Below are 26,075 nucleotides of genomic sequence, written 5' to 3' on the forward strand. Positions count from 1 at the left end.
TCGGGTACCGGCACACGCGAGGCGACGACCGGCACCCGTCCTTCCGGTGCCCGGACACCGGCGCACCCCGCCGACCCCCCGGAGCACCCGCAGTGCCCCGAGCCCGGTACGGACCTGATGCCCGAGCTGTCGGGGCAGCGCGAGGCGCTCGGCCTGCACCCCGACGACCTGCCCGACGGGCTGGTCGTCGCCGACCGCACCGGCCGCGTGATCTGCTTCAACGCCGAGGCCGAGCGGATCACCGGCACCGCGCAGGCGGAGGCGCTGGGCCGTCCCGTCCAGGTGGTGCTGCCGCTGGAGGATCTCGACGGCTGCCGCTGGTGGCGGATGACGGACCCGTACGGCGGGCTCGTCACGCGCCGCGGCCAGCCCGAGCGGAATCTGCTGCTGCCCGGCGGCCGGGAGGTGCTGGTCTCCGCGCGGTACGTGCGCACCTGCCCGAAGGGCCCGGTGCACCGGCTGGTGGTGACGCTGCGCGGCACCGAGGCGCGGCGCCGGAACGAGCGCTCGCACGCCGAGCTGATCGCCACCGTCGCGCACGAGCTGCGCTCCCCGCTGACCAGCGTCAAGGGGTTCACGGCGACCCTGCTGGCGAAGTGGGAACGGTTCACCGACGACCAGAAGCGGCTGATGCTGGAGACCGTCGACGCGGACGCGAACCGCGTCACCCGGCTCATCGCCGAGCTGCTCGACATCTCCCGGATCGACGCCGGACGGCTCGAACTGCGCCGCCAGCTCGTCGACATGGCCGCCGCCGTGCGCCGGCACGTCGAGGCGCACACGGCGGCCGGCCAGCCGCCCAGCCGCTTCCGGCTGCGGATCACCCAGGAGCTGCCGCAGCTGTGGGCCGACCCGGACAAGGTCGACCAGGTGCTGGGCAACCTGCTGGAAAACGCGGTGCGGCACGGCGGCGGAACCGTCACCATCGACGTCGCACCCGCACGGACGCGCACCGGGGACGAAGGGACGGCGGTGACCGTGAGCGACGAGGGCCCGGGCATCCCCGAGGAGTCGATGAGCCGCGTCTTCACCCGCTTCTGGCAGGGCAGCAAGCGCGGCGGCACCGGGCTCGGCCTCTACATCGTCAAGGGCATCGTCGAGGTGCACGGCGGGACGATCACGGTGGGCCGCTCGGCGGCCGGCGGCGCCGAGTTCCGATTTATCCTGCCTGTGAGTGCGCCGGCCTTCATGGCCTGACGGCACCCACAGGCTTCCGCACGGCGGGCGGCCCGGGCCGCTGCGCCGCCCGCGGCCCACGTCCGCGTCATCGGGATCATCCACGCCCCTTTAGACTCGACCTTCGGCACCTTTGGCACCAACGTCGTGGGACACAGCGCACGCCCGGCCCCGTCCGCGGCTTCCGGCCGCCGGGACCGGGGCGGGGCGCAGCGGAGCAAGGGGGCACCTCCCAGCGAAAGCTGGGGGACAATCGGAAGTACGGGAAGAGATGTCGGCACCGAATAAGTCGTACGACCCTGTCGAGGTCGAGGCACTGAAACCAGAAGAGATCGACCGCGCGAAGAGCGAGGCGCTGGACGCCGTCGCCGCCGCGGACTCTCTCGAAGCCCTGCGCGAGGTGAAGGCCGCCCACGCGGGCGACCGGTCGCCGCTGGCCCTGGCCAACCGCGAGATCGGCGCCCTGCCCCCGCACGCGAAGGCCGAGGCGGGCAAGCGCGTCGGCCAGGCGCGCGGCGCGGTCAACAAGGCGCTGGCCGCCCGGCAGGAGCAGCTGGAGCACGAGCGGGACGAGCGGGTGCTCGTCGAGGAGGCAGTGGACGTCACCCTGCCCTACGACCGCGTGACGCCCGGCGCCCGCCACCCGCTGACGACGCTGTCCGAGCGCATCGAGGACATCTTCGTCGCCATGGGGTACGAGGTCGCCGAGGGCCCCGAGGCCGAGACCGAGTGGTTCAACTTCGACGCGCTCAACCTCGGCCCCGACCACCCGGCCCGCTCCATGCAGGACACCTTCTTCGTGGAGGCCGGGAAGCAGGCCGCGGGCGAGGACTCCGGCGTCGTCCTCCGGACGCACACCTCGCCGGTGCAGATCCGCAGCATGCTCGACCGCGAGCCGCCGCTGTACGTGATCTGCCCGGGCCGGGTGTTCCGCTCCGACGAGCTGGACGCCACCCACACCCCCGTCTTCAACCAGGTCGAACTCCTCGCCGTGGACGAGGGGCTGACCATGGCCGACCTCAAGGGCACGCTCGACCACATGGTCGCCGAGCTGTTCGGCGAGGGCGTCCACACCCGGCTGCGGCCGAACTACTTCCCGTTCACCGAGCCGTCCGCCGAGATGGACATGGTCTGCTACAAGTGCCGCGGCGCCTCGGTCGGCGACCCGGACAACCCCTGCCGTACCTGCTCCAGCGAGGGCTGGATCGAGCTCGGCGGCTGCGGCATGGTCAACCCCCGGGTCCTGACGGCCTGCGGCGTCGACCCGCAGAAGTACAGCGGGTTCGCCTTCGGGTTCGGAATCGAGCGGATGCTGATGTTCCGCCACAACGTCGAGGACATGCGAGACATGGTCGAAGGTGACGTGCGCTTCACCCGGCCGTTCGGGATGGAGATCTGATGCGGGCCCCGCTTTCGTGGCTGCGCGAGTACGTCGACCTGCCGGCATCGGAGACCGGCCGGGACGTCGCGGCGAAACTGATCGAGGCCGGGCTGGAGGTCGAGACCGTCGACCAGCTCGGCGCGGGCCTCACCGGCCCGCTCGTGGTCGGCCAGGTCCTCGCCATCGAGGAGCTGACCGAGTTCAAGAAGCCGATCCGCTACTGCCAGGTGGACGTCGGCACGGCCAACGGCACCGGTGAGCCGCAGAACATCGTCTGCGGCGCCAGCAACTTCGCCGTCGGCGACAAGGTCGCCGTGGTCCTGCCCGGCGCCGTGCTGCCCGGCGACTTCCGGATCGCCGCGCGGAAGACCTACGGCAAGGTCTCCGAGGGCATGATCTGCTCCACGTCCGAGCTCGGCATGGGCGAGGACGGCGGCGGCATCCTGGTGCTGCCCCCCGAGTACGAGCCCGGCACCGACGCGATCGAGCTGCTCCAGCTCGTCGACGAGGTCCTGGACATCGCCGTCACCCCGGACCGCGGCTACTGCCTGTCCATGCGCGGCCTCGCCCGCGAGACGGCCACCGCGTACGGACTCCAGCTGCGCGACCCCGCGCTGCTGGACGTGCCCACGGCCAACTCCTTCGGCTACCCGGTGCGGGTCGCCGACCCGCGTGCGTGCAGCCGCTTCACCGGCCGCACCGTCACCGGCGTCCGGCCGGACGCGCGCTCGCCGCTCTGGCTGACGCGGCGCCTGCAGAAGGCCGGGATGCGCCCCGTCTCGCTGCCCGTCGACATCACCAACTACGTGATGCTGGAGCTCGGGCAGCCGCTGCACGCGTACGACAGCAGCCGCGTCGAGGGCCCCGTGGTGGTCCGCCGTGCCGAGGCCGGCGAGAAGCTCACCACCCTCGACGGCACCGTCCGTGAGCTGGACCCCGAGGACCTGCTCATCACGGACGACCGCGGTCCCATCGGCCTGGCCGGTGTGATGGGCGGCGCCAACACCGAGATCGCCGACGCCACGGCCCACCCGGAGACGGGCGAGGCCCAGGGCACCCGGGACATCTTCGTCGAGTCGGCGAACTTCGACGCCGTGTCCGTCGCCCGCACCGCGCGCCGGCACCGGCTGACGTCCGAGGCCTCCAAGCGCTTCGAGCGCGGCGTCGACCCCGAGGCCGCCTCGGCCGCGGCGCAGCGCACCGTCGACCTGCTGGTCCTGCTGGCCGGCGGCACGGCCGAGGCCGGGGTCACCGAGGTCGTCGCCCCGTCCGGGCCGCGCACCATCCTCATCCCGGCGGACCACCCGGACCGGGTCGCGGGCGTCGACTTCGGCCGCGAGACGGTCGTGCACCGGCTGCTCCAGGTCGGCTGCGACGTCTACGGCCAGGACGAGCTGACCGTCACGGTCCCGTCCTGGCGCCCGGACCTCACCGACCCGAACGACCTCGCCGAGGAGGTCATCCGGCTGGAGGGGTACGAGAACCTCCCCTCGACGCTGCCCAAGCCCCCCGCGGGACGCGGGCTCAACCGCCGTCAGCGGCTGCACCGCCGCGTCGGCCGCGCCCTGGCCGGGGCCGGTTACGTCGAGGCGCGCAGCTACCCGTTCGTCGGGGACGCCGCGTTCGACGAGCTGGGCCTGGAGGCGGACGACCCGCGCCGCCGCACCGTCCGGCTGGCCAACCCGCTCTCCGACGAGGAGCCCGGGCTGACCACCACGCTGCTGCCCGGCCTGCTCGGCGCGCTGCGCCGCAACGACGGCCGCGGCAGTCACGATCTGGCGCTGTTCGAGACGGGCATGGTCTTCCTCCCCTCGGGCGAGGAGCGGCCCGCCGAGCGGCTGCCCGTCGACCACCGTCCGGACGCGGCGGAGATCGCCGCGCAGCAGGCCGCGCTGCCCCGGCAGCCCCGGCACGCCGCCGTCGTCCTCGCGGGCGGCCGCGAGCAGGCCGGCTGGTGGGGCAAGGGCCGCCCGGCCGACTGGGCGGACGCCGTCGAGGCCGCGCGGAGCATCGCGCGCGAGGCCGGTGCCGAACTCGTCGTGGAGAACACGCAGTTCGCGCCCTGGCACCCGGGCCGCTGTGCGGCGCTGTCGGTGCTGGTGGACGGCGAGAAGACCCTCGTGGGGCACGCCGGTGAGCTGCACCCGCGCGTCGTGAAGGCGATGGGCCTGCCGGAGCGGACCTGCGCGATGGAGCTGGACCTGGACGCCGTCGAGGCGGCCGGCAGCGAGCTCGTCCCCGCGCCGCACGTGTCCACCTTCCCGGTCGCCACGCAGGACGTCGCGCTCGTCGTGGACACCTCGGTGCCCGCGGCGGACGTGGAGTCCGCGCTGCGCGAGGGTGCGGGCGAACTCCTGGAGTCGCTGCGGCTGTTCGACGTCTTCACGGGTGAACAGCTCGGCGAGGGCCGCAAGTCGCTGGCCTACGCGCTGCGTTTCCGCGCCTCGGACCGCACGCTCAAGGCGGACGAGGCGTCCGCGGCCCGCGACGCCGCGGTGGCCGCCGCCGTCGAGCGCACGGGCGCGGCGCTCCGCGGAGCCTGACGGGCAGAAGCCCAACCGACGAGGGACGCACGGCAGTTGCCGTGCGTCCCTCGCGTGTGTCCGGCCCCGGGTCGTACTGCTGCGCGACCGGGCCCCGGGTCACGCCGTCGCCGCTCACTCGATCGGGTGAGCGGAGGGCGGTCTCCGGGCTGCCCGGGCGCGGGGTCGTTCACCATCGACGTGATCGCGGCCCGTCGCACCACGGAGCCGGAGCGCGTGGCCCGGCGGCGGTGCCAGGGCGCGGAGAGGGGGCGGCCGCATGCGGGAGAGCCGGACGGGCGGCGGGGCCACGGACTGCACGGCCGGGCGGATGCTGCTCCTCGCGGCGCCGGGTCTGCTCGTCCTCGGTGTCCTGCTGTGGGAGTGGCGCGTCCCCGACGAGGGCGCGCATCTCGCGCCGCTGCTCGCGGCGGCCCCCGCCGTCGGCGCCGCGGCGACCGGCCGGAGCAGCGCCCTCCTGGCGAGCGGCGCCTGCGCCCTCCTCGCGCTCGGCCCGCTCGGGCTGACCGGCCCGTACGAGGACGTGGCGGCGCGGGCCGGGGTCTGCCTCGCGATCCTGTCCGTGCTGGCCGCGGCGCAGCTCGGCATCGTCCGGCGCAAGCGGCTCACCCGGGAGCTGTCGCGGGCCCGCGAGGTGGCCACCGTCACCCAGGAGGCCCTGCTGCGCCCGCTGCCCCCGCGGCTGGAGGGCTACAGCCTCGCGGCGGGCCATCTCTCCGCGGTGGACGGCGCGTTGGTGGGCGGCGACCTGTACGACGTGGTGTCCACCCCGTACGGCGTGCGCGTGATCATGGGGGATGTGCGGGGGCACGGGCTGGAGGCGGTGGGGACGGTCGCGGCCGTGCTGGGCAGCTTCCGGGAGGCGGCGTACGACGAGCCGCGGCTGGGCGGGCTGCTGCGCCGGCTGGAGCGCGGTCTGGTGCGCCAACAGGCGGACACCGGCGAGGAGTTCGTCACCGTCCTGCTGCTGGAGCTGGGGCCGGACGGGCTGGTCACGGCGCACAGCTGCGGGCACCCGTGGCCGTACCGGCTGTCCGGGCAGGAGCGCGGGTACGCGCGCGTCGAGCCCGTCGGGGAGGCGGAACCGCTGCCTCCGCTGGGGCTGTTCCCGCTGCCGCCCCGGCTGCCCGAGCCGCTGCGGCTCTGCCCCGAGCCGGGCGAGGTCCTCTTCCTCTACACCGACGGTGCCGAGGACGCGCGGAACACGGACGGCGACTGCTTCGCGCTGCGCGAGACCCTCGGCGTCCTGCTGGCCCGCCGCCCCGCCCCCGCGCCCGCCGAACTCGTCGACGGGGCGCGCTCCGCGCTGCTGCGGCACACCGGCGGCGCCGTCGGCGACGACGTGGCGCTGCTCGCGCTGCGCGACGAGCGCGCGCGGGTACCGGCCCAGGCGGCCGCCGGCGCGGAGGCGGACGCACGCGGGCCCCGGCCGGGTGACGACCGGGGCCCGTCGCGGAAGTCCGTGAGCGCCGAGGCCCGTTGAGCAACGGGCCCGGCGGCGGGGCGGGAGGCTCAGTAGGCGTAGAAGCCCGCGCCCGCCTTCCGGCCGATCCGGCCGGCGTCGACCATCCGCTGCAGCAGCGGGGGAGCGGCGTACAGCGGCTCCTTGAACTCGGCGTACATCGAGTCGGCGACCGAGGCGACGGTGTCGAGGCCGATGAGGTCGGCCAGCTTCAGCGGGCCCATGGGGTGGGCGCAGCCCATCTCCATGCCGTTGTCGATGTCCTCGCGGCTGGCGATGCCCGACTCGAACATCCGGATCGCGGAGAGCAGGTACGGGATCAGCAGCGCGTTGACCACGAAGCCGGAACGGTCCTGGGCGCGGATCGTGTGCTTGCCCAGGATCTGGCCGACGGCCGCCTCGGCGCGCTTGATCGTCTCCTCGCCGGTGGTGAGCGCCGGGATGAGCTCGACGAGGTTCTGCACCGGGGCCGGGTTGAAGAAGTGGATGCCGATGACCTGGTCCGGACGGGAGGTCGCGACGGCCAGCTTGACCAGCGGGATGGAGGAGGTGTTCGAGGCGAGGATCGCGTCCGGCCGGGTCACCACCTGGTCGAGCACCTGGAAGATCTCCGTCTTCACCTGCTCGTTCTCGATGACCGCCTCGATGACGAGGTCACGGTCGGCGAAGTCGCCCAGGTCGGTGGTGAACGACAGCCGGTCCAGCGTCGCGTCCCGCTCCTCCTCGGTGAGCTTGCCGCGCTCGGCGGCCTTGCCCAGGGAGTTCACCAGCCGGGTACGGCCCAGCTCCAGAGCTTCGCCCGTGGTCTCGGCGACCATGACGTCGAGCCCCGCCCGCGCGCACACCTCGGCGATTCCCGCGCCCATCTGGCCGCAGCCCACGACTCCGACGCGCTCTACGTCGGCCTTGGAGTCCGTCACATCGTGCCTTTCGCTGATCTTCCGGTCACCGGCGGCACGGGCAGTCAGCCTGGCCGTACCGCTTCGGCGCCCGACGTTACCTGTGCGGGTGCGCCCCGTGCGGGCCGGGTGGGACAGCGCTCGTTCCGGGGGTCTGATCATTTCGGTGTCAATACGCCGAAACGGCGCGCGGGCCCGGCAGGCTGAGGCCCGCGGGGCATCTTGTGCGGCTGCGGCGCCCGCCCCGACGATCGGCGGAGCGCTCCGCACATTCCCGGCGCCCCACCGCACCACGGCCCACGGGACCACAGGCTCGCGGTGAGCCGCGGTCGGCCCACCGCAGACGGGAGGCAGAGGCGAGATGCGGCGCACCACACACGGCGGCACCCGGCAGGACGGCCCCGGCGACGAGGACGAGGGCGGCACCCGGCACGACACCGGCGGGCTGAGCCGCCGGGGCTTCGCCGTCGCGGCGGCCGGTGCCCTGGCCGGATCGCTGGCGGCGGGGGACACGGCGGCGGCCGCGCGGACCGCGCCCGTGCGCGCGGCGGGCCCAGGCCCGGTGCTCGGGCGCTGGCCGGGCGGGGACGCGCACGAGATGCGCGGCATGTGGCTGGCCACGGTCGACAACCGGGACTGGCCCAGCGAGGCGGGGCTGAGCCCGGACGCGCAGCGGCGGGAGCTGACCGCGTCCCTGGACGCGGCGGCCGACCGGCGCCTCAACACCGTCTTCTTCCAGGCCCGTCCGACGGCGGACGCGCTCTGGCCGTCCCCGCACGAGCCGTGGTCGGAGTGGCTCACGGGCGAGCAGGGCCGGGACCCGGGCTGGGACCCGCTGGACTTCGTCGTCCGTGAGGCCAGGCGCCGGAAGCTGGAGGTGGAGGCGTGGTTCAACCCGTACCGGATCGCGCTGCACGACGACCCGGGGCGGCTCGTGGCCGGGCATCCGGCGCGTGAGCATCCGGAGTGGGCGGTGCGCTACGGCGGGCAGCTCTACTACAACCCGGGGCTGCCCGAGGTCCGCCGGTTCGTGCAGGACGCGATGCTGCACGCCGTCGAGCGTTACGACGTCGCGGGGGTCCACTGGGACGACTACTTCTACCCGTACCCGGTGCTCGGCGAGGTCTTCGACGACGGCGCCGCGTACCGCGAACACCGGGGAGACTTCCCGGACTTGGCGTCCTGGCGACGGCACAACATCGACACCCTGGTCCGCGAGATGTCGGCCCGGGTGCACCGCGCGAAGCCGTGGGTGCGCTTCGGCGTCAGCCCGTTCGGGGTGTGGCGGAACGAGGAGACCGACCCGGCGGGCTCGGCCACCCGCGCGGGGGTGCAGACGTACGACGACCTCTACGCGGACAGCCGCAAGTGGGTCCGCGAGGGCTGGCTGGACTACGTCACCCCGCAGCTGTACTGGCACCTGGGCTTCCCCGCCGCCGACTACGCCGAGCTGACCCGCTGGTGGTCGCGGACGGTGCGCGGTACGCGGGCCCGGCTGCACATCGGCGAGGGGCTGTACAAGGCGGGGGACCGGGCGCAGCCCGCGCCCTGGCAGGACCCGGCCGAGCTCTCCCGGCACCTCACCCACTGCCGGGACCTGCGCGAGGTGCGCGGGCACGTCTTCTTCTCCGCGAAGGAGGTCGCCGAGGACCGCGCCGGGGCGATGGCCCGCGTCGTCCGGGACCACTACGAGCGGCGTTCCGCACCGGCCGGGCGGTAGCCGGACGGACGACGAGGCGGCCCCGCGGTGTGCGGGGCCGCCTCGTCGGTGCTGGGGGTGCCGGCCGGGCTGAGGGTCAGCCCTGGTGCGGCTCGTTGGTGTCCTTGTCCCTGACCACGGAGTCGGGGCCGGGGGACATGACGGTCTCGTGGCCGTCCTCGAAGCGGACCCGGTACGGCGGTTCGCCGTTCGCGCCCAGGACCTCGACGATTTCCGCGTTCCTGTCGTGCTCGCCCACGACGCGTCCGTGCGTCTGGAGACGGTCGCCCGCGCTAGCTCGCATGGGACTGCCCTCCTGTGCGGTGCCGTGCCTTCTCTCAAGCCTACGGCGCCACCCCGCCCGCGGGCCTGCCGCGCGTTCAGGCCCGGGAGCGCTGGACGACGACGATGCAGACCAGGACGGCGACGGCCGCCACCGGCGCCGCGGGCGCGAGCTGCTCGCCGAGCAGCAGCACCGACCACACGAGCGTCAGCAGCGGCTGCGCCAGCTGCGTCTGGCTGGCCCGCGCGACGCCCGCGATGCCCATCCCGCGGTACCAGCACAGCAGTCCGGCGAGCTGGCTCCCGGCCGCGACCCACAGCAGCCCGGCGACGGAGTGCGGGGTGAGCTCGGCGCCGCCCTCCAGCCAGAGGGCGAGCGCGGCACCGGGCACGGCCAGCGGCAGGCAGCCGAGCAGGGCCCAGCCGATGATCTGGATACCGGGGAGTTCGCGGGCCAGCCGCCCGCCCTCCGCGTACCCGGCGGCGCAGACCAGCAGCGCGACGAGCAGGTAGAGGTCACCGGTGGTGGGGACGCCGCCGCTCTGCACGAGCGTGAACCCGATGACGACCACGGCACCGGCCACCGCCGCTGCCCAGAACAGCCGGGACGGCCGGGCGCCGGTGCGCAGGCAGGAGTAGACGGCGGTGGTCAGCGGCAGCAGGCCGACGACGACCGCCGAGTGGGAGGTGGTGGACGTCTGGAGCGCGAGCGTCGTCAGCAGCGGGAAGCCGAGGACGACGCCGGTCGCGGCGACGGCGATGCCGCCCCAGTGCCGCCGCTCCGGTACCGGGACGCGGAGGATCAGCATCGCCACGCCCGCGATCGCGGCGGCGATGACCGTGCGGAGCGCCGTCGAGCTCCACGGGCCGAAGCCCTCCAGGGCCCACACGGTGCCGGGGAAGGTGAGGGAGAAGCAGCAGACGCCGACGGCGGCGAGCAGCAGCCCGCGCCGGACGCTCGGGGCGGCGCCGGGCGTCCCGTCCGTGCGGCCCGGCGGTCCCTCCGAGGTTCCGGGAACTGCTATTCGTTCCGGCGCGATAGCGCTATCCTGAGTTGTCATGCATCACAGTAGCAGTGTGGCCGGTCTGGTGAGCTCCCTGCGGAAGGACCTGGACCGCTACTCGCCGGGGGAGAAGCTTCCGTCGAGCCGGGCGCTGGTGGAGGCGCACCGCGTCAGCCCCGTCACCGTCTCCCGCGCCCTCGCCGCGCTCGCCGCCGAGGGCCTCGTCGTCACCCGCCCCGGCTCCGGCGCCTTCCGGGCCGAGCCGCGCGGCGGCGGGCCCGCCGCCGGGGACACCTCCTGGCAGGAGATCACCCTCAGCGCCGACCCCTCCGGCGACCCGGTCCCGCGCAGCGTGGACGCCGGGGGCGTCTTCGCCACGCTCCAGGCGCCGCCGCCCGGCGTCATCGAGCTCAACGGCGGCTATCTGCCGCCCGGGCTCCAGCCCGAGCGGGCCCTGTCCGCCGCGCTCGCCCGCGCCGGGCGCCGCCCGGGCGCCTGGGGACGGCCGCCGCTCGAAGGGGTCGAGGAGCTGCGCAGCTGGTTCGCGCGGGACATCGGCGGCGCCTCGGGCGCGGTCTCCCCGTCCGAGATCCTGATCACCGCGGGCGGTCAGAGCGCCCTCACGGCCGCGCTGCGCGGGCTGGCCCCGCCGGGGGCCGCGGTGCTCGTCGAGTCGCCGACCTACCCCGGCGTCCTGGCCGCGGCGCGCGCCTCGGGGCTGCGGCCGGTGCCCGTACCCGTCGACACCGAGGGGGTGCGCACCGAGCTCCTCGCGCAGGCGTTCCGGGCCAGCGGGGCGCGGGTGTTCGTCTGCCAGCCGCTGTTCCAGAACCCGACGGGTGCGGTGCTCGCCGCCTCCCGCCGGGCCGAGGTGCTGCGGGCCGCGCGCGAGGCCGGTGCCTTCGTGGTGGAGGACGACTTCGCCCGGCACCTCGGGCACGAGGACGCGGGTCCGCTGCCGCCGACGCTGCGCGCCGAGGACCCCGACGGCGTGGTCGTGCACCTGCGCTCGCTCACGAAGATCACCTCGCCGAGCCTGCGGGTCGGCGCCCTCGCGGCGCGCGGGCCCGCGCTGGAGCGGCTGCGTGCGATCCAGGTCGTCGACAGCTTCTTCGTGCCCAGGCCGCTCCAGGAGGCCGCGCTCGAACTCGTCGGCGCTCCCGCCTGGCAGCGCCATCTGCGCACGGTGGCCGGGCAGTTGCGGCAGCGCCGCGAGGTGACGCTCGCCGCCCTCGCCTCCCGGCTGGACACGCTGCCCCTCCCGCACGCCCCGCGCGGCGGCTACCACCTGTGGCTGCGGCTGCCCGAGGGCACCGACGAGGGCGTGCTCACCGCGGCCGCCCTGCGCGCGGGGGTCGCCGTCGCGCCGGGACGCCCGTACTTCGCCGCCGAGTCGGCGGCCCCGCACCTGCGGCTCACCTTCGCGCCGGCCGCCGCCGAGTCCGACATCACCGAGGGCGTCCGGCGGCTGGGCCTCGCCTGCGAGGACGTCCTCGGCCGGGCGGGCGACGGGAGTTCCTGACCCGGCGTACGAACTCCCTTGGTCCCGCCGGGAGTTCACAGGAACTTCTGACGGACTGTCGAACAACAGCGCGTCTTCACCATACGCTCACCGAATGCGCCTCCGACTCACGCTGCTCGCCTCCGCACGCAGCTCCTCGGTGCTCGACACCCGCTTCGGGGACGACCGGCCGCTCGACCACGAGGGCCGGTCCGCCGTCCTGCGCAGGGCGCCCGCGTTCACCGCCCTCGCCGCCGCCGAGCTGCGCTACTGCTCCCCGTCGGCCCGCTGCCGGGAGACCGGCGAGCTGCTCGGGCTGGCCCCGCTCGCCCAACCGGCCCTGCGGGACTGCGACATGGGACGGTGGCGCGGCCGGACCCTCCCCGAGGTCACCCGGCACGACCCCCGCGCCGTCGACGCCTGGCTCACCGAGCCGCGCGCGGCGCCGCACGGCGGCGAGTCGCTGCTCGCCTTCATCCGGCGCGTCGGCGCCTGGCTCGACACCCGCCCGCCGGACGGCGGCTGGGCCGTCGCCGTCACCGAGCCGGCGGTCCTGCGGGCCGCGCTCTGCTACGTGCTCAAGGCGCCGCCGCACGCCTACTGGCACGTCGACCCGCAGCCGCTCGCCGCCGTCACCCTGCACGGCGCGGCCGGGACCTGGAGCCTCGCCCTCGCGGGCTGATCCCGAACGGGAGGCCGGAGTAGGGAAGTTGGCCCCGCCGTCACCGCCCCCGGATGAGATGCTGCCTCGCACGTCCGTGCGCTCCGCGCCGGACACGGGATGCGAGTCGGGGGAGGTGCCGGAGCGATGTGGGCGGACGCCGCTGTGCTGACGGGGGTGCTGCTCGGGTTCGCCGCGCTGGTCGTCGCGGTGGTCTGCGGGGCGGTGGCGGTGCGGTCCTGGTTACGGGCGCGGGCGCTCCAACGGTGCGCCGTCGTCCCCGTGGGTGAGCTGCGGGCGGAATCCGTGCAGCCCTGCCAGATCGCGGGCCGGGCGTGGCCGTACGGGGACGGGGAGTTGACGTCCCCGCTCACCGGCCTGGACGCCGTCTGGTACCGGCAGCGGGTCACCCGCCGGTACGAGCAGACCTACCGCGACAGCGACGGCAACCGGAAGCGCCGCACCCGGTACGAGACCCTCGCGGAGGAGTCCAGCACGGCCCCCTTCCGGGCCGGGGACGCCACCGGGAGCGTGCTCGTCCGCCCGGGGGAGCACCGGGTCACGGGCGCGGAGAAGGTCCTCGACCGCTTCGAGCCGCACCCCGCCGAGGAGCCCTCGGCCCCGCGCCCGGGGGCCCGCCGCGAGCGGACGCTCGGCCACCGGCGGGAGGAGTGGATCGTCCGCCCCGGCGCGCCGCTCTTCGTCCACGGCGTCTGCGCCGAGGGCGAAGTCACCGGCGGGGACGGCCTGTTGGAGATCGGCGCCCCGGCGGGCGGCGGCACCTTCGTGCTGTCGGTACGCCCGAAGGACCAGCTGCTGCGCGCCGGCCGCCGCAGGGCCTACGGCTTCGCCCTCACCGCCGCCACCGCGGCCCTCGCGGGCGCGGCGCTGCTGACCGGGCTCACCTGAGGCGCCGCTCCAGCCGTTCGTCCAGGTGCACGGTGACGGTGTCGCCCTCCTCCTTGCCGATGGCCTTCCGCACGTCGGCCTTCACGGGCAGCTTGTGCGTGCCGTCGCCCAGGGCCATGAAGGAGCCGTGGAACGGGTGGCCGTCGATGGCGCCCCGGATCCGTACCAGCCCCCGGGTGCGGAAGAACGCCGCGGACTCGGGCCAGACCAGATACGTCCACCCTCCTCGCGCCGGGCTCTTCCGCAGCGTCGCGGTGAACTCCGCGTCCAGTGCCTCGCTGTGCGTCTGCGCGGACATGGCGGCCTCCTCCACGGATGACTGACTGCATACGTGGTGACCGCCCGGGGCGCCGGAACTCAGCGGGGCCGCGTCAGGAGGCCGGGGTCAGCAGTCCGGTGAGCATCCGGCGCAGCATGCCGGTGAACGGGTCCGGCTCCCCCGGGTGCTCCGGCGGCCGGTCGCTCAGGGCCGCGTGGGCGTGCGGGTGCCGGCCGTCGGCCGCCGCGGAGGTGAGCCAGGCGGCCTGCGCGGCGGCGCGCGCGGTCGGGGTGCGTCGGCTGTGCGCTTCGGTGCGCGCGAACTGGGTGACGAGGGTGCTGACCAGGGCGACGATCTCGGTCTTGGTCCGGCCCGGCAGCGGGACGCGGGCCATCGCGCCGAGCGCGTGGTCGAGGTAGTCGAGCCCGCGCGGCCCGATCCGCAGCCGCTCCGGCGGGACGTCGGCCAGCCAGGGGTGGCGCAGGTGGACCTCCTTGGCGCGGCGGGCCAGCGCGGTCAGGTCCTCCACCGGGTCCCCGGTGAGCGGGACGCGGAGGTCGATCTCGCCGGTCACCGCGTCCGTCATCAGGTCGACGAGGTCGTCCCGGCCGGAGACGTACCGGTAGACGGAGGCGGGCCCGGTGCCGAGCTCGCCCGCGACCCGGCGCATGGAGACGGCCGCGAGCCCGTGGGCGTCGGCGATCCGGACGGCGGCGGCGGTGAGTTCGGCCCGGCTGTACCCGGGCGCCGGGCCGCGCGCGCCGCGTTCGGGGCGCCCCCAGACGGTCGGCGCTTCCCCCTGCTCCTCGTCCATGCGGTGCGGCCCCTGCCTTCCGTTTCCGTTCGAGGAGGCCTATCGTAAAAGCCGAAACCGAGAACAGCGATCGCGGTTTTCTCGGTGAGGTGCGGAAGGGGTCTGTGATGGAGCAGTCGTCGCCGTGGGGTCCCCTCGGCCGGGCGCGGAGCGGCGTGGTGCGGCTGGCGTACGACCGGCTGCTCCAAGGTGCCGACGGGGAGCCGCTGTTGCTCGTCACGGGGCTGGGCGCGAGCCGCCGCTGGTTCCCCGACGGGCTGTGCCGGGAGCTCGCCGCGCACGGTTTCGCCGTCGCGCGGTACGACCAGCGCGACGGCGGCGAGTCGACGCACCTGCCGTCCGTCTCCCGCCGCTCCCCGCTCTCGGCGCTGCTCCGCGGGCGCGGCGAGGCGTACACCGCCGAGGACGTGGCCGACGACGCGATCGCCGTGCTGGACGCGCTCGGCTGGGAGTCGGCGCACCTGTTCGGGGTGTCGCTGGGCGGCGCGGTCGCCCAGCGCGTCGCGCTCCGGCACCCGGGCCGGGTCCGCAGCCTGACCTCGATGGCCGCGGTCCCCGGCGACGTCGCGGGGCTGCGCAGCCTCCGCTTCCTGCGCCCGGCGACGCTGGCCCGCTTCGCGCGGCTCCGCTTCCCGGACACCCCGGAGGGCGACGTCGAGGCGGGCGTCGCCGTCGCCCGCCTGCTGGCCTCGCCGGCCCGGCCGTTCGACGAGGCGGCGGCCCGGCGGACGGCGGCCCTCAACGCCGACGGCGGCCTCCGGAACGGGCAGACGCAGAGCCGCCAGATCGGCGCCCAGTGGCACGGCCCGGGCATGGAGCGCATCGCCGTCCCCACGCTCGTCCTGCACGGCGAGGACGATCCGCTGGTCCGGCCGTCCGCGGCCCGCGCCCTCGCGGCCCGTGTCCCCGGCGCCCGGCTGGCCCTCCTCCCGCGTACCGGCCACGAGCTGCCGGAGGAGGCGTGGCACCGCATCGCGGCCGAACTGCGCCGCACCGCCGACACGTCGGCGGCCTGACCGGCGACGCGGGGCCCGTCAGCTCCGCGGCCGGTGCCGGGTCCTCGTCCAGCCGGGGGCCGATGCGGGAGCGCGCCGAGCAACCGCTCGCGCACGGTGCCGAGTTGGCCGGCGGCAACGGTCCGGACGAGCGGGTCGCCCGCCGGTACCCGGTTCGCGGCCGGCACGGCGCATGGGGTTTGACACGTGTCCGACAGCGGCGGAGCCTGAGGCACACGTGTCCACTGGCGAGGGAGCCGGCATGGTCAGGGTGAAGATGCTCAGGGTGCTCGTCCCGACGATGGGGTATGCCTGCGTGGCGATCGGCCTCGTCCACGTCCTGCTGGGCAACCTGGCGATTCCGGGGGAGAGTTCGGCGGGTCCGACCGTCGACAGCCTGGGCCGGTTCCTCGGTGCGGCCTTCGCCGGTTACGGCCTCGCCTGGCTCTGGGCGGCCCGGCAGAAGCCGGTCCCGGCGAGCGCGGTGCGCTGGCTGGCCGGGGTGTTCGCGCTCGGGGCGCTGGGCCGCCTGCTCTCGCTCGCCGTGCACGGCTGGCCGCACGGGTTCCAGATCGCGCTGACGGTGCTTGAGGTGGTGCTGTCCCCGCTGCTCTTCTGGCTGGCCGACGCCGACGAGAAGGCCGACGCGGCCTGACGACCCGTCAGTGCGTCCCGAGGACGCAGAACTCGTGCCCCTCCGGGTCGGCCAGGCAGACCCACGGGACGTCACCCTGCCCCAGGTCGACGGGGGTGGCGCCGAGGTCCCGCAGCCGGGACACCTCCGCCGCCTGGTCGTCGCCGGGGTGCGGCAGCAGATCGAGGTGGAGCCGGTCGGGGGTGTTCCCCGCGGCGGGGGTGCGGAGGAATTCGAGGTACGGGCCGGTGCCCCGTGCCGAGCGCAGCACCGCGAGTCCGTCCGTCACCTCGTGCGCGGTCCAGCCCATCGCCTCGCCCCAGAACCGGGCCATGGCCCGCGGGTCCGCGCAGTCGACGACGATCGCCGCGAGCGGCCCGGTGTCCCGGTAGACCTCCCGCGGCTCCAGCACGCAGAACTCGTTGCCCTCCGGATCGGCCAGCACCGTCCACGGCACCTCGCCCTGACCCACGTCCACGCGCCGCGCGCCGTGCTCGGTCAGCCGCGCGACCAGCTCCGCCTGGTGCGCCGCCGAGGTGGTGGCGAGGTCCAGATGCGTCCGGTTCTTCGCCGCCGGTTTGGCCTCCGGCACGGGCACGACGTCGACGCAGATCTCCACCGGGTCCGGCCAGACGGGCCCACCGGCGGGCCCCACGTACGTGGTCACGCCCGGGCTGTACGCCGTCCACCCGAGCGCCTCCGCCCAGAACCGCCCGACGGCCGGGGGATCGAGGGCCTTGATGTTCACCTGGACGGGGCGCAGCGGCATGCGGTGATCCTAGGGGCGACGTCACGCAGGGGCGCCGAGCGGCGGGTGCTCCAGCACGCGGGGCTTGTACTCGACCAGTTGGATGCTGCCGTCGAAGGTGCGGTGCTCGGTCATTTCGAGAGCGACGTCCGGATAGCCGTCGTAGATGCGCTCTGCGCCCGTGGCTCCGGTGATCACCGGGAACATCACGACCCGGAAGCGGTCCACGAGTCCGGCTCGCAGCAGGGACCGGCACAGGGCGAGGCTGCCGATCGTACTGAGGAGCCCCGGGCCGCCCGGCTTCATGGCGCGGACCGCCTCGACGGCGTCCTCGCGGACGAGCGTGGAGTTGGCCCACGTCAGCGGCTCCTGGAGCGAGGAGGAGAACACCACCTTGGACGCTTGCGTGAGCCCGTCGACAGACGCTTCTTCCTCGGGTCTGAGCTCGTCCTGGGCGGTCGGGACCTCGCCCGCGGCGAAGCCCGACATCAGGCGGTAGGCGTTCGCTCCCATCAGGTAGGTGGCCTCGGGCTGTTCGCCCAGCCAGGCGAGGTACTCCGGGCCTTCGAGGCCCCAGAATCCGGGCCATCCCTCACCCGACGCGCAGCCGTCGAGGGAGGTGATGAAGTCGACGAGAAGTTCCGGCATGGCGGTGCCCCTTCCTCGGGTGTCACCAGCTTGGACCGGCCGCGCGCCACATACTCATCGGCTTCGGAGCGCCCGGTCACCGGAGTCCCGGCCGTCACCCGTTCGTGATTGCATAAAACTGTGGTGCTGCGTATAGTCATGCCATCGACTTTGGAGGGTCCGATGGCAGTGCGAGCAGCAGTGGCGGGAGCGAGCGGCTACGCGGGGGGTGAACTGCTGCGTCTGCTGGCCGGGCACCCGGGGGTGGAGATCGGCGCGCTCACGGCGAACTCCAACGCCGGGCAGCGCCTGGGGGCACTCCAGCCGCAGCTGCTCCCGCTCGCCGACCGGGTGCTGGAGCCGACCACCACCGAGGTGCTGGCCGGGCACGACGTCGTCTTCCTCGCCCTCCCGCACGGTCAGTCGGCCGCGGTCGCCGAGGAGCTGGGGGACGGCGTCCTCGTCGTCGACTGCGGCGCCGACTTCCGGCTCACCGACGAGGCCGCCTGGGAGAAGTTCTACGACACCCCCTACGCGGGCTCCTGGCCGTACGGCCTGCCCGAACTGCCCGGCGCCCGCGAGGCGTTGCGCGGTGCGCGGCGGATCGCCGTCCCCGGCTGCTACCCCACGTCCGTCGCGCTCGCGCTGACGCCCGCGTACGCGGCGGGGCTGGCCGAGCCGGAGGCCGTGATCGTGGCCGCCACCGGGACCTCCGGCGCGGGCAAGGCACTCAAGCCGCACCTGCTGGGCAGCGAGGTCATGGGCTCGATGAGCCCGTACGGCGTCGGCGGCGTCCACCGGCACACCCCGGAGATGGCGCAGACCCTCTCGGCCGCCGCCGGTGAGCCCGTCACCGTCTCCTTCACGCCGACCCTGGCGCCCATGTCCCGCGGCATCCTCGCCACGTGCAGCGCGAAGGCCGCGCCCGGCGTCACCGCCGAGGGGCTGCGCGCCGCGTACGCGAAGGCGTACGGGGACGAGCCGTTCGTCTCGCTGCTGCCCGAGGGGCAGTGGCCCGCAACGGCCTCAGTGCAGGGCGCGAACGCGGCGCACGTCCAGGTCGCGCACGACGCGGCGGCGGGCCGGATCGTCGTCGTCGCCGCCATCGACAACCTGACCAAGGGCACCGCCGGCGGCGCGGTGCAGAGCATGAACATCGCCCTGGGGCTCCCGGAGGAGCAGGGCCTTTCCGCGATCGGAGTCGCACCATGAGCGTGACAGCCGCGAAGGGTTTCACCGCGGCCGGAGTCGCCGCCGGGATCAAGGACAGCGGCGGCCTCGACCTGGCGCTCGTCGTCAACCAGGGGCCGGGCACCGCGGCGGCCGGGGTCTTCACCGCGAACCGCGTCAAGGCCGCGCCGGTGGTCTGGTCCGAGCAGGTGCTCAAGGGCGGCAGCGTCGGCGCCGTCGTCCTCAACTCCGGTGGCGCCAACGCCTGTACGGGCCCGCTCGGCTTCCAGGACACGCACGCCACGGCGGAGCGGACGGCCGGGGCGCTCGGGCTGAGCGCGGCCGAGGTCGCCGTCGCGTCCACCGGGCTGATCGGCGAGCGGCTGCCGATGGACAAGCTGCTGCCGGGCGTCGACCGCGCCGCCGGTGAACTCTCCGCGCACGGCGGCGAGAAGGCGGCCCTCGCCATCAAGACCACCGACACGGTGCACAAGACCTCCGTCGTGGAGAGCCCGGCGGGCTGGACGGTCGGCGGCATGGCCAAGGGCGCCGGCATGCTCGCGCCCGGCCTGGCCACGATGCTCGTCGTCCTGACCACGGACGCCGAAGCCGACGCGGACACGCTGGACACCGTCCTGCGCTCCGCGACCCGCACCACCTTCGACCGGGTCGACTCCGACGGCTGCATGTCCACCAACGACACGGTGCTGCTCCTCTCCTCGGGTGCGTCCCAAGTGGAGCCGGACGAGGCCGAGTTCGCCGAGGCCGTACGGGCCGTCTGCGACGACCTGGGGCAGCAGCTCATCCGGGACGCGGAGGGCGCCTCGAAGGACATCCGGATCGAGGTCGTCGGCGCGGCCAGCGAGGACGACGCCGTCCTGGTCGGCCGCAGCATCGCCAGGAACAACCTGCTCAAGTGCGCGGTGCACGGCGAAGACCCGAACTGGGGCCGGGTGCTGTCCGCGATCGGCACCACCTCGGCCGCCTTCGAGCCGGATCAGCTGAACGTCGCCATCAACGGCGTCTGGGTCTGCAAAAACGGCTCCGTCGGCGAGGACCGCTCCGGCGTCGACATGCGCTTCCGCGAGGTACGGATCACCGCCGACCTCGCCGCGGGTTCCGAGTCGGCGGTCATCTGGACGAACGACCTCACCGCCGACTACGTCCACGAGAACAGCGCGTACAGCTCATGAGCGCCGCCGACGCACGGGCCGGAGCGGCACCGCGGAAGAACACCGCGCTGCCCAAGGCCCAGACGCTCATCGAGGCCCTGCCCTGGCTGACCCGGCACCACGGAAAGACCGTCGTCATCAAGTTCGGCGGCAACGCCATGGTCGACGAGCAGCTGAAGGCCGCCTTCGCGCAGGACGTCGTCTTCCTCCGGCACGCCGGGCTGCGGCCCGTCGTGGTGCACGGCGGCGGCCCGCAGATCAGCAGCCAACTGGAGCGGCTGGGGCTGGAGTCGGAGTTCAAGGCGGGCCTGCGGGTCACCACGCCCGAGACCATGGACGTCGTACGGATGGTGCTCGCCGGGCAGGTGCAGCGCGAGCTGGTCAACCTGCTCAACCAGCACGGCCCGCTCGCCGTCGGCATGACCGGCGAGGACGCGCACATCATGACCGCCACCAAGCACTTCGCCGAGATCGCGGGCGAGCGCGTGGACCTGGGCCGGGTCGGCGACATCGCGTCCATCGACACCGGCGCGATAGAGGCCCTGCTGGACGACGGCCGCATCCCCGTCGTCTCCTCCATCGCCCGCAGCGCCGACGACGACCACATCTACAACGTCAACGCGGACACGGCCGCCGCGGCCCTCGCGGCCGGACTCGGCGCCGAGACGCTGATGGTGCTCACCGACGTCGAGGGCCTGTACGCGGACTGGCCGCACAGCGACGAGGTCATCAGCCGGCTCACCACCTCCGAACTGGAGCGGCTGCTGCCCTCGCTGGCCAGCGGGATGGTCCCGAAGATGCGGGGCTGCCTGCACGCGGTGCGCAACGGTGTGCGCACCGCGCGGGTGCTCGACGGCCGGGTGCAGCACTCGATCCTGCTGGAGATCTTCACCGACGAGGGCATCGGAACGATGGTCGTCCCCGACGGGGCCGAGGAGAAGGAGACATCCGCATCATGACCGGCACGAGCGGCACTGCGAGCGACGAACCGTCCGGCACCGCCAACGCCGAGCTGACCCGGCGCTGGCAGGACGCGCTGATGGACAACTACGGCACCCCGCGCGTCCCCCTCACCCACGGCGAGGGCGCCACCTTCTGGGACGCGCAGGGCAAGGCGTACACCGACTTCCTCGGCGGCATCGCCGTCAACGCGCTCGGCACCGCGCACCCCGCCGTGGTCCGGGCCGTCTCCGAACAGATCGCGACGCTGGGCCACGTGTCCAACCTCTTCGTCGCGGAGCAGCCCGTCGCGCTCGCCGAGCGGCTGCTCGGGCTCGCCGGCCGGCCGGGGCGGGTGCTGTTCACCAACTCCGGGGCCGAGGCCACCGAGGCAGCGTTCAAGCTCGGACGGCTCACCGGCCGCCGGCACATGGTCGCCACGCAGGGCGGCTTCCACGGCCGCACCATGGGCGCGCTCGCGCTGACCGGCCAGCCCGCGAAGCAGGAGCCGTTCCTGCCGCTGCCCGGCGACGTCACGCACGTCCCGTTCGGCGACGCGGACGCGCTGCGCGCGGCCGTCACCGAGGAGACCGCGCTGGTCATCGTCGAGCCGGTGCAGGGCGAGAAGGGCGTCGTCGTCCCGCCCGAGGGGTACCTCGCGGCGGCCCGCGAGATCACCCGGGCCACCGGCACACTCCTCGTCGTCGACGAGGTGCAGACCGGCATCGGCCGCACCGGCGACTGGTTCGCCTGCCAGGCGCAGGGCGTCGAGCCCGACGTCATCACCCTGGCCAAGGGCCTGGGCGGCGGGCTGCCGCTGGGCGCGGTGCTCGCCTTCGGCGAGGCGGCGCAGCTGTTCGGGGCTGGATCGCACGGCACCACCTTCGGCGGCAACCCCGTCGCCTGCGCCGCCGGACTGGCCGTCCTCGACACCATCCAGGACGAGGGGCTCCTCGCGGACGTCAAGCGGACCGGGGCCCGGCTGCGGGACGGCGTGCTCGGCCTTCAGCACCCCCTGGTCGGACAGATGCGCGGGGTCGGGCTGCTGCTCGGTATCGTTCTCACCGAATCCGTCGCACCGCAGGTGCAGCAGGCGGCCCAGGAAGCGGGGTTCCTGGTCAACGCGGTGGCACCGGACGTCGTCCGGCTCGCCCCGCCGCTGATCATCAGCGAGGAGGAGGCGGACGCGCTCGTCGCGGCCCTGCCCGGCGTCCTGGACGCCGCGGCCGAGGCCGCGCGCACGGAAGCGTGACCACCGGCCGCACATGACGAACAGCCGAAGACGCCCGAGGGCGAACCGAGAGAGGGTACGGGGACGATGAGCGAGGACCAGGGACAGCGACCGGGTCCGGGGCAGGTGCCGGGCGGCGACCAGCCGGGCCAGGCGGTGCCGCAGACGCGCACCGCCCGGCACCGGCGCATCGTCGACATCCTCAACCGGGACCCGGTGCGCTCCCAGAGCCAGCTCGCCAAGCTCCTGGCCGACGACGGGCTCAGCGTCACCCAGGCCACGCTCTCGCGCGACCTCGACGAGCTCGGCGCCGTGAAGATCCGCAACACCGGTGGTGAGCTGATCTACGCGGTGCCGGGCGAGGGCGGCGACCGGACGCCGAAGGCGCCGCTCGGCGAGTCCGCCAGCGAGGCGCGGATGGCGCGGCTCGCGGGTGAACTCCTCATCTCGGCCGAGGCGTCGGCGAACCTGGTGGTGCTGCGGACGCCGCCGGGGGCGGCGCAGTTCCTGGCCTCGGCCATCGACCAGGCGGGCGTGCACGAGATCATCGGCACGATTGCGGGGGACGACACGCTGCTGCTCATCAGCCGCGCGCCCGACGGGGGGCAGGCCCTCGCCGACCACTTGCTCACGCTGGCCCAGCGGGCGCGGTAGGGGGTCTTGCCGTCACGGGCCGGCCCCGGCGCGGGGGTGCTTGCTGCCGTCGCCGGTCCGCCCCGCCGTCGTGGCTGGGGTTTGCGCAGTTCCCCGCGCCCCTTTCGCGGGGTCACCCCGCTTGGGAGGTTTGCGCCTAGGCGTAGGGCTGGCAAGCGCGGCGCGGTCACCCCGGCGCGGGGGTGCTTGCTGCCGTCGCCGGTCCGCCCCGCCGTCGTGGCTGGGGTTTGCGCAGTTCCCCGCGCCCCTTTTTCGCGGGCCCGCCCCGCTTGGGAGAACTGCGCCGTAGGCGTAGGGCTGGCAAGCGCAGCGCGGTCACCCACGCGCGGGGTGCTCAACTGCCGTCACCGGGCCACCCCGTACGCCGTGGCCGTTCGCGCAGTTCCCCGCGCCCCCAAGAGGCGCAGTTCCCCGCGTCCCCAAGAGGCGCCGTTCCCCGCGTCCCCAAGAGGCGCCGTTCCCCGCGCCCCTCACGGGGCGTGGCGGTCGCGGTGGGCGAGCCAGGCCGCGGCGAGGGCGCCGGAGATGTTGTGCCAGACGGAGAAGACCGCGGCCGGCAGCGCGGCGAGCGGGCTGAAGTGGGCGGCGGCAAGCGTCGCCGCGAGCCCGGAGTTCTGGAGTCCGACCTCGAACGTCAGCGCCCGGCTGGCCGGTTCGCCGAGCCGCGCCAGCCGTCCGGCCGTGTAGCCCAGCGCCAGGCCGAGCCCGTTGTGCAGGACGACGGCGAGGAAGACGAGGGCGGCCGCGCTCTTGATGGCCGCCGCGCTGCCCGCGACGACGATCGCCACGATGGCCCCGATCGCCACCACCGACAGCCACGGCAGCGCACCGAGCACCCGCCCGATGAACCGCCCGGCGGTGAGCCGCAGGACGAGTCCGGCCAGGACGGGCAGCAGCACCGTCTTGAGGATGTCCCCGACCATCGAGCCCGCGTCCACGGGCAGGAACTGGCCCGCGAGGAGCAGCGTCAGCGCGGGGGTGACGAAGGGCGAGACGACCGTCGACAGGCTGGTGACGGACACCGAGAGCGCGACGTCGCCGCGTGCCAGATAGGTGACCACGTTCGAGGCGGTGCCGCCGGGCGCGCAGCCGACGAGGATCAGTCCGGCCGCCAACTGCGGTGACAGCCCGAGCAGTTGGGCGATCAGCCAGCCCAGGCCCGGCATGATCAGGTACTGCGCGGCGAGGCCCAGCGCGACGGCGCCGGGGCGCTGGAGCACGCCCTTGAAGTCGGGCGGGGTCATCGTCAGGCCCATGCAGAACATGACCACGCCGAGCAGGTACGGCACGGCCTCGGACCAGCCGGTGAAGGTGCCGGGCGTGAGCAGCCCCGCGGCTCCGGCCAGCAGGACGAGGACGGGGAAGACGGTCACGGCGCGGCGCGCGCCCCGCGTCTCGGCGGAGGCGGTCCCGGCGTTCCCGCCCTCGGGCCCCTGGGGTTCGGTCTGTTCGGTTTCGGATCGCACCGCGCGATCGAACGCCCGTCTGTCCGGCCGGCGCAAGACCGTCTCACGATCCGGCACGCGGCCCCGGCCGGGAGATCGTCCCGTCCGCCTGCGCGCCCGCGCGCGGGCGCGCACCCTGGGGGGCATGGCGGAGAAGAAGCTGCGGGTGCGGGTGAAGCGGGTGTACGAGACGGCGGAGCCGGCGGACGACGGGGTGCGGGTGCTCGTCGACCGGCTCTGGCCGCGCGGTCTGGCCAAGGAGGACGCGCGGCTGGACGCCTGGGACAAGGAGGTGGCGCCCTCGCCCGAACTGCGCAAGTGGTACGGCCACGACCCGGACCGCTACCGGGAGTTCGCCGAGCGTTACCGCGCCGAGCTGTCGGGGGAGGACGGCCGGGAGGCGCTGCGCGGGCTGCGGGAGCACGCGGAGAAGGGCCGTCCGCTGACGCTGCTGACGGCCACCAAGGACCTGGAGCACGCCCACACGACGGTGCTGGCGGAGGAGCTGCGGGGCCTGGGGTGAGCCCTGGCCCCCGTCCTGACCTGGGGCTTTGACGAAACATACGGTGCAGTGCATACTTATACCCATCAGCGTTTGCACCGTAAGGAGAATCCCGTGACCGAGCGCGTCGTACTCGCCTACTCCGGCGGCCTGGACACCTCCGTCTGTATCGGCTGGATCGCCGAGGAGACCGGTGCCGAGGTCGTCGCCGTCGCCGTCGATGTCGGCCAGGGCGGCGAGGACCTGGACGTCATCCGCCAGCGCGCGCTCGACTGCGGTGCCGTCGAGGCCGAGGTCGCGGACGCCAAGGACGAGTTCGCCGAGGAGTACTGCCTCCCGGCCGTCAAGGCCAACGCGCTCTACATGGACCGGTACCCGCTGGTCTCCGCGCTCTCCCGGCCCACGATCGTCAAGCACCTCGTGGCCGCCGCCCGCAAGCACGACGCGGGCACCGTCGCGCACGGCTGCACCGGCAAGGGCAACGACCAGGTGCGGTTCGAGGCGGGCATCTCCTCCCTCGCCCCCGACCTGAAGTGCATCGCGCCCGTCCGGGACTACGCCATGACCCGGGACAAGGCCATCGCCTTCTGCGAGGAGAAGGGCCTGCCCATCGCGACGACCAAGAAGTCGCCGTACAGCATCGACCAGAACGTCTTCGGCCGCGCCGTCGAGACGGGCTTCCTGGAGGACATCTGGAACGCCCCGATCGAGGACGTCTACGAGTACACCCAGAACCCGGCCACGCCGCGGGAGGCGGACGAGGTCGTCCTCACCTTCGAGAAGGGCGTGCCGGTCGCGATCGACGGCAAGAAGGTCACCGTCCTCCAGGCGATCCAGGAGCTCAACGAGCGCGCCGGCGCCCAGGGCATCGGCCGGATCGACATGGTCGAGGACCGGCTCGTGGGCATCAAGTCCCGCGAGGTGTACGAGTCGCCGGGCGGCATCGCGCTCATCGAGGCGCACCGCGAGCTGGAGGCGGTCACCGTCGAGCGTGAACTCGCCCGCTACAAGCGGCAGGTCGAGCAGCGGTGGACCGAACTCGTCTACGACGGCCTGTGGTTCTCCCCGCTCAAGCGCGCCCTGGACGGCTTCATCGAGGAGGCCAACCAGCCCGTCTCCGGCGACATCCGGATGACCATGCACGGCGGCCGCGCCGTCGTCACCGGCCGCAAGTCGGACCAGTCGCTCTACGACTTCAACCTCGCGACGTACGACACCGGCGACACGTTCGACCAGTCGATGTCCAAGGGCTTCATCGAGATCTTCGGGATGTCCAGCAAGATCGCGGCGAAGCGCGACCAGGCGTAACCGCCGGACGCTACCGTCTTCCCACCGCGCCGCCCCGGCCACAGCGCCGGGGCGGCGCGC

25 protein-coding genes are annotated in these 26,075 nt (G+C 74.3%); 17 read left to right on the top strand and 8 right to left on the bottom strand.

What is annotated here, in order from left to right:
* The first annotated feature begins 117 nt into the window (after positions 1-117).
* From HCC30_RS03050 to HCC30_RS03065, 4 genes are all read left to right on the top strand, one after another.
* The gene (locus tag HCC30_RS03050; RefSeq protein WP_169440365.1) at positions 118-1,197 is read left to right on the top strand and encodes an ATP-binding protein; all 1,080 of its coding nucleotides are present in this window, start codon (positions 118-120) and stop codon (positions 1,195-1,197) included.
* A 250-nt stretch (positions 1,198-1,447) separates the two neighbouring features.
* Positions 1,448-2,575, top strand: coding sequence for a phenylalanine--tRNA ligase subunit alpha (gene pheS, locus HCC30_RS03055; RefSeq protein WP_169440366.1), 1,128 nt, complete (start codon positions 1,448-1,450; stop codon positions 2,573-2,575).
* Complete coding sequence (gene pheT / locus HCC30_RS03060; protein WP_169440367.1) at positions 2,575-5,100, top strand: phenylalanine--tRNA ligase subunit beta; 2,526 nt, start codon at positions 2,575-2,577, stop codon at positions 5,098-5,100. Before pheS ends, pheT begins: the two co-directional genes overlap by 1 nt.
* A 259-nt stretch (positions 5,101-5,359) precedes the next feature.
* Complete coding sequence (locus tag HCC30_RS03065) at positions 5,360-6,583, top strand: PP2C family protein-serine/threonine phosphatase (RefSeq protein ID WP_240979258.1); 1,224 nt, start codon at positions 5,360-5,362, stop codon at positions 6,581-6,583.
* 29 nt (positions 6,584-6,612) lie between these two features.
* Here HCC30_RS03065 and HCC30_RS03070 read toward each other — a convergent pair whose 3' ends face one another.
* A complete protein-coding gene (locus HCC30_RS03070; RefSeq protein ID WP_169440368.1) occupies positions 6,613-7,482 on the bottom strand; it encodes a 3-hydroxybutyryl-CoA dehydrogenase in 870 nt (289 codons plus the stop codon).
* Positions 7,483-7,822: 340 nt separating this feature from the next.
* On the opposite strand from HCC30_RS03070, the gene HCC30_RS03075 reads away from it, so the two are divergent.
* A complete protein-coding gene (locus HCC30_RS03075) occupies positions 7,823-9,181 on the top strand; it encodes a family 10 glycosylhydrolase (RefSeq protein WP_169440369.1) in 1,359 nt (452 codons plus the stop codon).
* A 76-nt stretch (positions 9,182-9,257) separates the two neighbouring features.
* Here HCC30_RS03075 and HCC30_RS03080 read toward each other — a convergent pair whose 3' ends face one another.
* Together HCC30_RS03080 and HCC30_RS03085 are read right to left on the bottom strand one after the other, a co-directional pair.
* The gene (locus HCC30_RS03080; protein WP_169440370.1) at positions 9,258-9,464 is read right to left on the bottom strand and encodes a DUF1918 domain-containing protein; all 207 of its coding nucleotides are present in this window, start codon (positions 9,462-9,464) and stop codon (positions 9,258-9,260) included.
* 76 nt (positions 9,465-9,540) lie between these two features.
* Positions 9,541-10,503, bottom strand: coding sequence for a DMT family transporter (locus HCC30_RS03085; protein ID WP_169440371.1), 963 nt, complete (start codon positions 10,501-10,503; stop codon positions 9,541-9,543).
* On the opposite strand from HCC30_RS03085, the gene HCC30_RS03090 reads away from it, so the two are divergent.
* The 3 genes from HCC30_RS03090 to HCC30_RS03100 all read left to right on the top strand — a co-directional run bounded on the left by HCC30_RS03090 (position 10,502) and on the right by HCC30_RS03100 (position 13,517).
* Positions 10,502-11,968, top strand: coding sequence for a PLP-dependent aminotransferase family protein (locus HCC30_RS03090; RefSeq protein ID WP_169440372.1), 1,467 nt, complete (start codon positions 10,502-10,504; stop codon positions 11,966-11,968). The two genes, HCC30_RS03085 and HCC30_RS03090, sit on opposite strands and share 2 nt — an antisense overlap.
* Positions 11,969-12,062: 94 nt before the next feature.
* Complete coding sequence (locus HCC30_RS03095; RefSeq protein WP_206323232.1) at positions 12,063-12,629, top strand: histidine phosphatase family protein; 567 nt, start codon at positions 12,063-12,065, stop codon at positions 12,627-12,629.
* Between the two features lie 126 nt (positions 12,630-12,755).
* A complete protein-coding gene (locus tag HCC30_RS03100; protein ID WP_169440373.1) occupies positions 12,756-13,517 on the top strand; it encodes a GIDE domain-containing protein in 762 nt (253 codons plus the stop codon).
* Here HCC30_RS03100 and HCC30_RS03105 read toward each other — a convergent pair.
* Entirely contained in the window at positions 13,510-13,815 is a 306-nt protein-coding gene (locus tag HCC30_RS03105; protein ID WP_169440374.1) for a DUF1905 domain-containing protein, read from the bottom strand. The two genes, HCC30_RS03100 and HCC30_RS03105, sit on opposite strands and share 8 nt — an antisense overlap.
* Before the next feature lie 73 nt (positions 13,816-13,888).
* Entirely contained in the window at positions 13,889-14,590 is a 702-nt protein-coding gene (locus tag HCC30_RS03110; RefSeq protein WP_169440375.1) for a TetR/AcrR family transcriptional regulator, read from the bottom strand.
* Positions 14,591-14,697: 107 nt separating this feature from the next.
* On the opposite strand from HCC30_RS03110, the gene HCC30_RS03115 reads away from it, so the two are divergent.
* Both HCC30_RS03115 and HCC30_RS03120 read left to right on the top strand, forming a co-directional pair.
* Positions 14,698-15,606, top strand: a complete 909-nt coding sequence (locus tag HCC30_RS03115; protein WP_169440376.1) for an alpha/beta hydrolase — start codon at positions 14,698-14,700, stop codon at positions 15,604-15,606.
* Between the two features lie 241 nt (positions 15,607-15,847).
* On the top strand, positions 15,848-16,240 hold the full coding sequence (locus tag HCC30_RS03120) for a DUF4345 domain-containing protein (RefSeq protein WP_169440377.1): 393 nt from the start codon (positions 15,848-15,850) through the stop codon (positions 16,238-16,240).
* A 7-nt stretch (positions 16,241-16,247) separates the two neighbouring features.
* On the opposite strand, the gene HCC30_RS03125 is transcribed toward HCC30_RS03120, so the two are convergent.
* Together HCC30_RS03125 and HCC30_RS03130 are read right to left on the bottom strand one after the other, a co-directional pair.
* A complete protein-coding gene (locus HCC30_RS03125) occupies positions 16,248-16,988 on the bottom strand; it encodes a VOC family protein (protein ID WP_169440378.1) in 741 nt (246 codons plus the stop codon).
* Between the two features lie 21 nt (positions 16,989-17,009).
* Complete coding sequence (locus HCC30_RS03130; protein ID WP_169440379.1) at positions 17,010-17,615, bottom strand: dihydrofolate reductase family protein; 606 nt, start codon at positions 17,613-17,615, stop codon at positions 17,010-17,012.
* Between the two features lie 162 nt (positions 17,616-17,777).
* Here HCC30_RS03130 and argC point away from each other — a divergent pair, with 162 nt between their 5' ends.
* From argC to HCC30_RS03155, 5 genes are all read left to right on the top strand, one after another.
* The gene (gene argC / locus HCC30_RS03135) at positions 17,778-18,806 is read left to right on the top strand and encodes an N-acetyl-gamma-glutamyl-phosphate reductase (RefSeq protein ID WP_169440380.1); all 1,029 of its coding nucleotides are present in this window, start codon (positions 17,778-17,780) and stop codon (positions 18,804-18,806) included.
* Positions 18,803-19,957 (top strand): bifunctional glutamate N-acetyltransferase/amino-acid acetyltransferase ArgJ, encoded by a 1,155-nt coding sequence (gene argJ, locus HCC30_RS03140; RefSeq protein WP_169440381.1) that lies wholly within the window; start codon positions 18,803-18,805, stop codon positions 19,955-19,957. Before argC ends, argJ begins: the two co-directional genes overlap by 4 nt.
* Positions 19,954-20,895, top strand: coding sequence for an acetylglutamate kinase (gene argB / locus HCC30_RS03145; RefSeq protein ID WP_169440382.1), 942 nt, complete (start codon positions 19,954-19,956; stop codon positions 20,893-20,895). Before argJ ends, argB begins: the two co-directional genes overlap by 4 nt.
* Positions 20,892-22,127, top strand: coding sequence for an acetylornithine transaminase (locus HCC30_RS03150; protein ID WP_169440383.1), 1,236 nt, complete (start codon positions 20,892-20,894; stop codon positions 22,125-22,127). Before argB ends, HCC30_RS03150 begins: the two co-directional genes overlap by 4 nt.
* A gap of 66 nt (positions 22,128-22,193) precedes the next feature.
* A complete protein-coding gene (locus HCC30_RS03155) occupies positions 22,194-22,760 on the top strand; it encodes an arginine repressor (protein ID WP_169440384.1) in 567 nt (188 codons plus the stop codon).
* A 470-nt stretch (positions 22,761-23,230) separates the two neighbouring features.
* On the opposite strand, the gene HCC30_RS03160 is transcribed toward HCC30_RS03155, so the two are convergent.
* Positions 23,231-24,226, bottom strand: a complete 996-nt coding sequence (locus HCC30_RS03160) for a bile acid:sodium symporter family protein (RefSeq protein WP_169440385.1) — start codon at positions 24,224-24,226, stop codon at positions 23,231-23,233.
* A 124-nt stretch (positions 24,227-24,350) separates the two neighbouring features.
* On the opposite strand from HCC30_RS03160, the gene HCC30_RS03165 reads away from it, so the two are divergent.
* Together HCC30_RS03165 and HCC30_RS03170 are read left to right on the top strand one after the other, a co-directional pair.
* Entirely contained in the window at positions 24,351-24,728 is a 378-nt protein-coding gene (locus HCC30_RS03165; RefSeq protein ID WP_169440386.1) for a DUF488 family protein, read from the top strand.
* A gap of 93 nt (positions 24,729-24,821) precedes the next feature.
* Complete coding sequence (locus HCC30_RS03170; protein WP_169440387.1) at positions 24,822-26,015, top strand: argininosuccinate synthase; 1,194 nt, start codon at positions 24,822-24,824, stop codon at positions 26,013-26,015.
* The last annotated feature ends 60 nt before the right edge of the window (positions 26,016-26,075 follow it).

This window comes from Streptomyces sp. HNM0574, assembly GCF_012726235.1.
Lineage (GTDB): Bacteria > Actinomycetota > Actinomycetes > Streptomycetales > Streptomycetaceae > Streptomyces.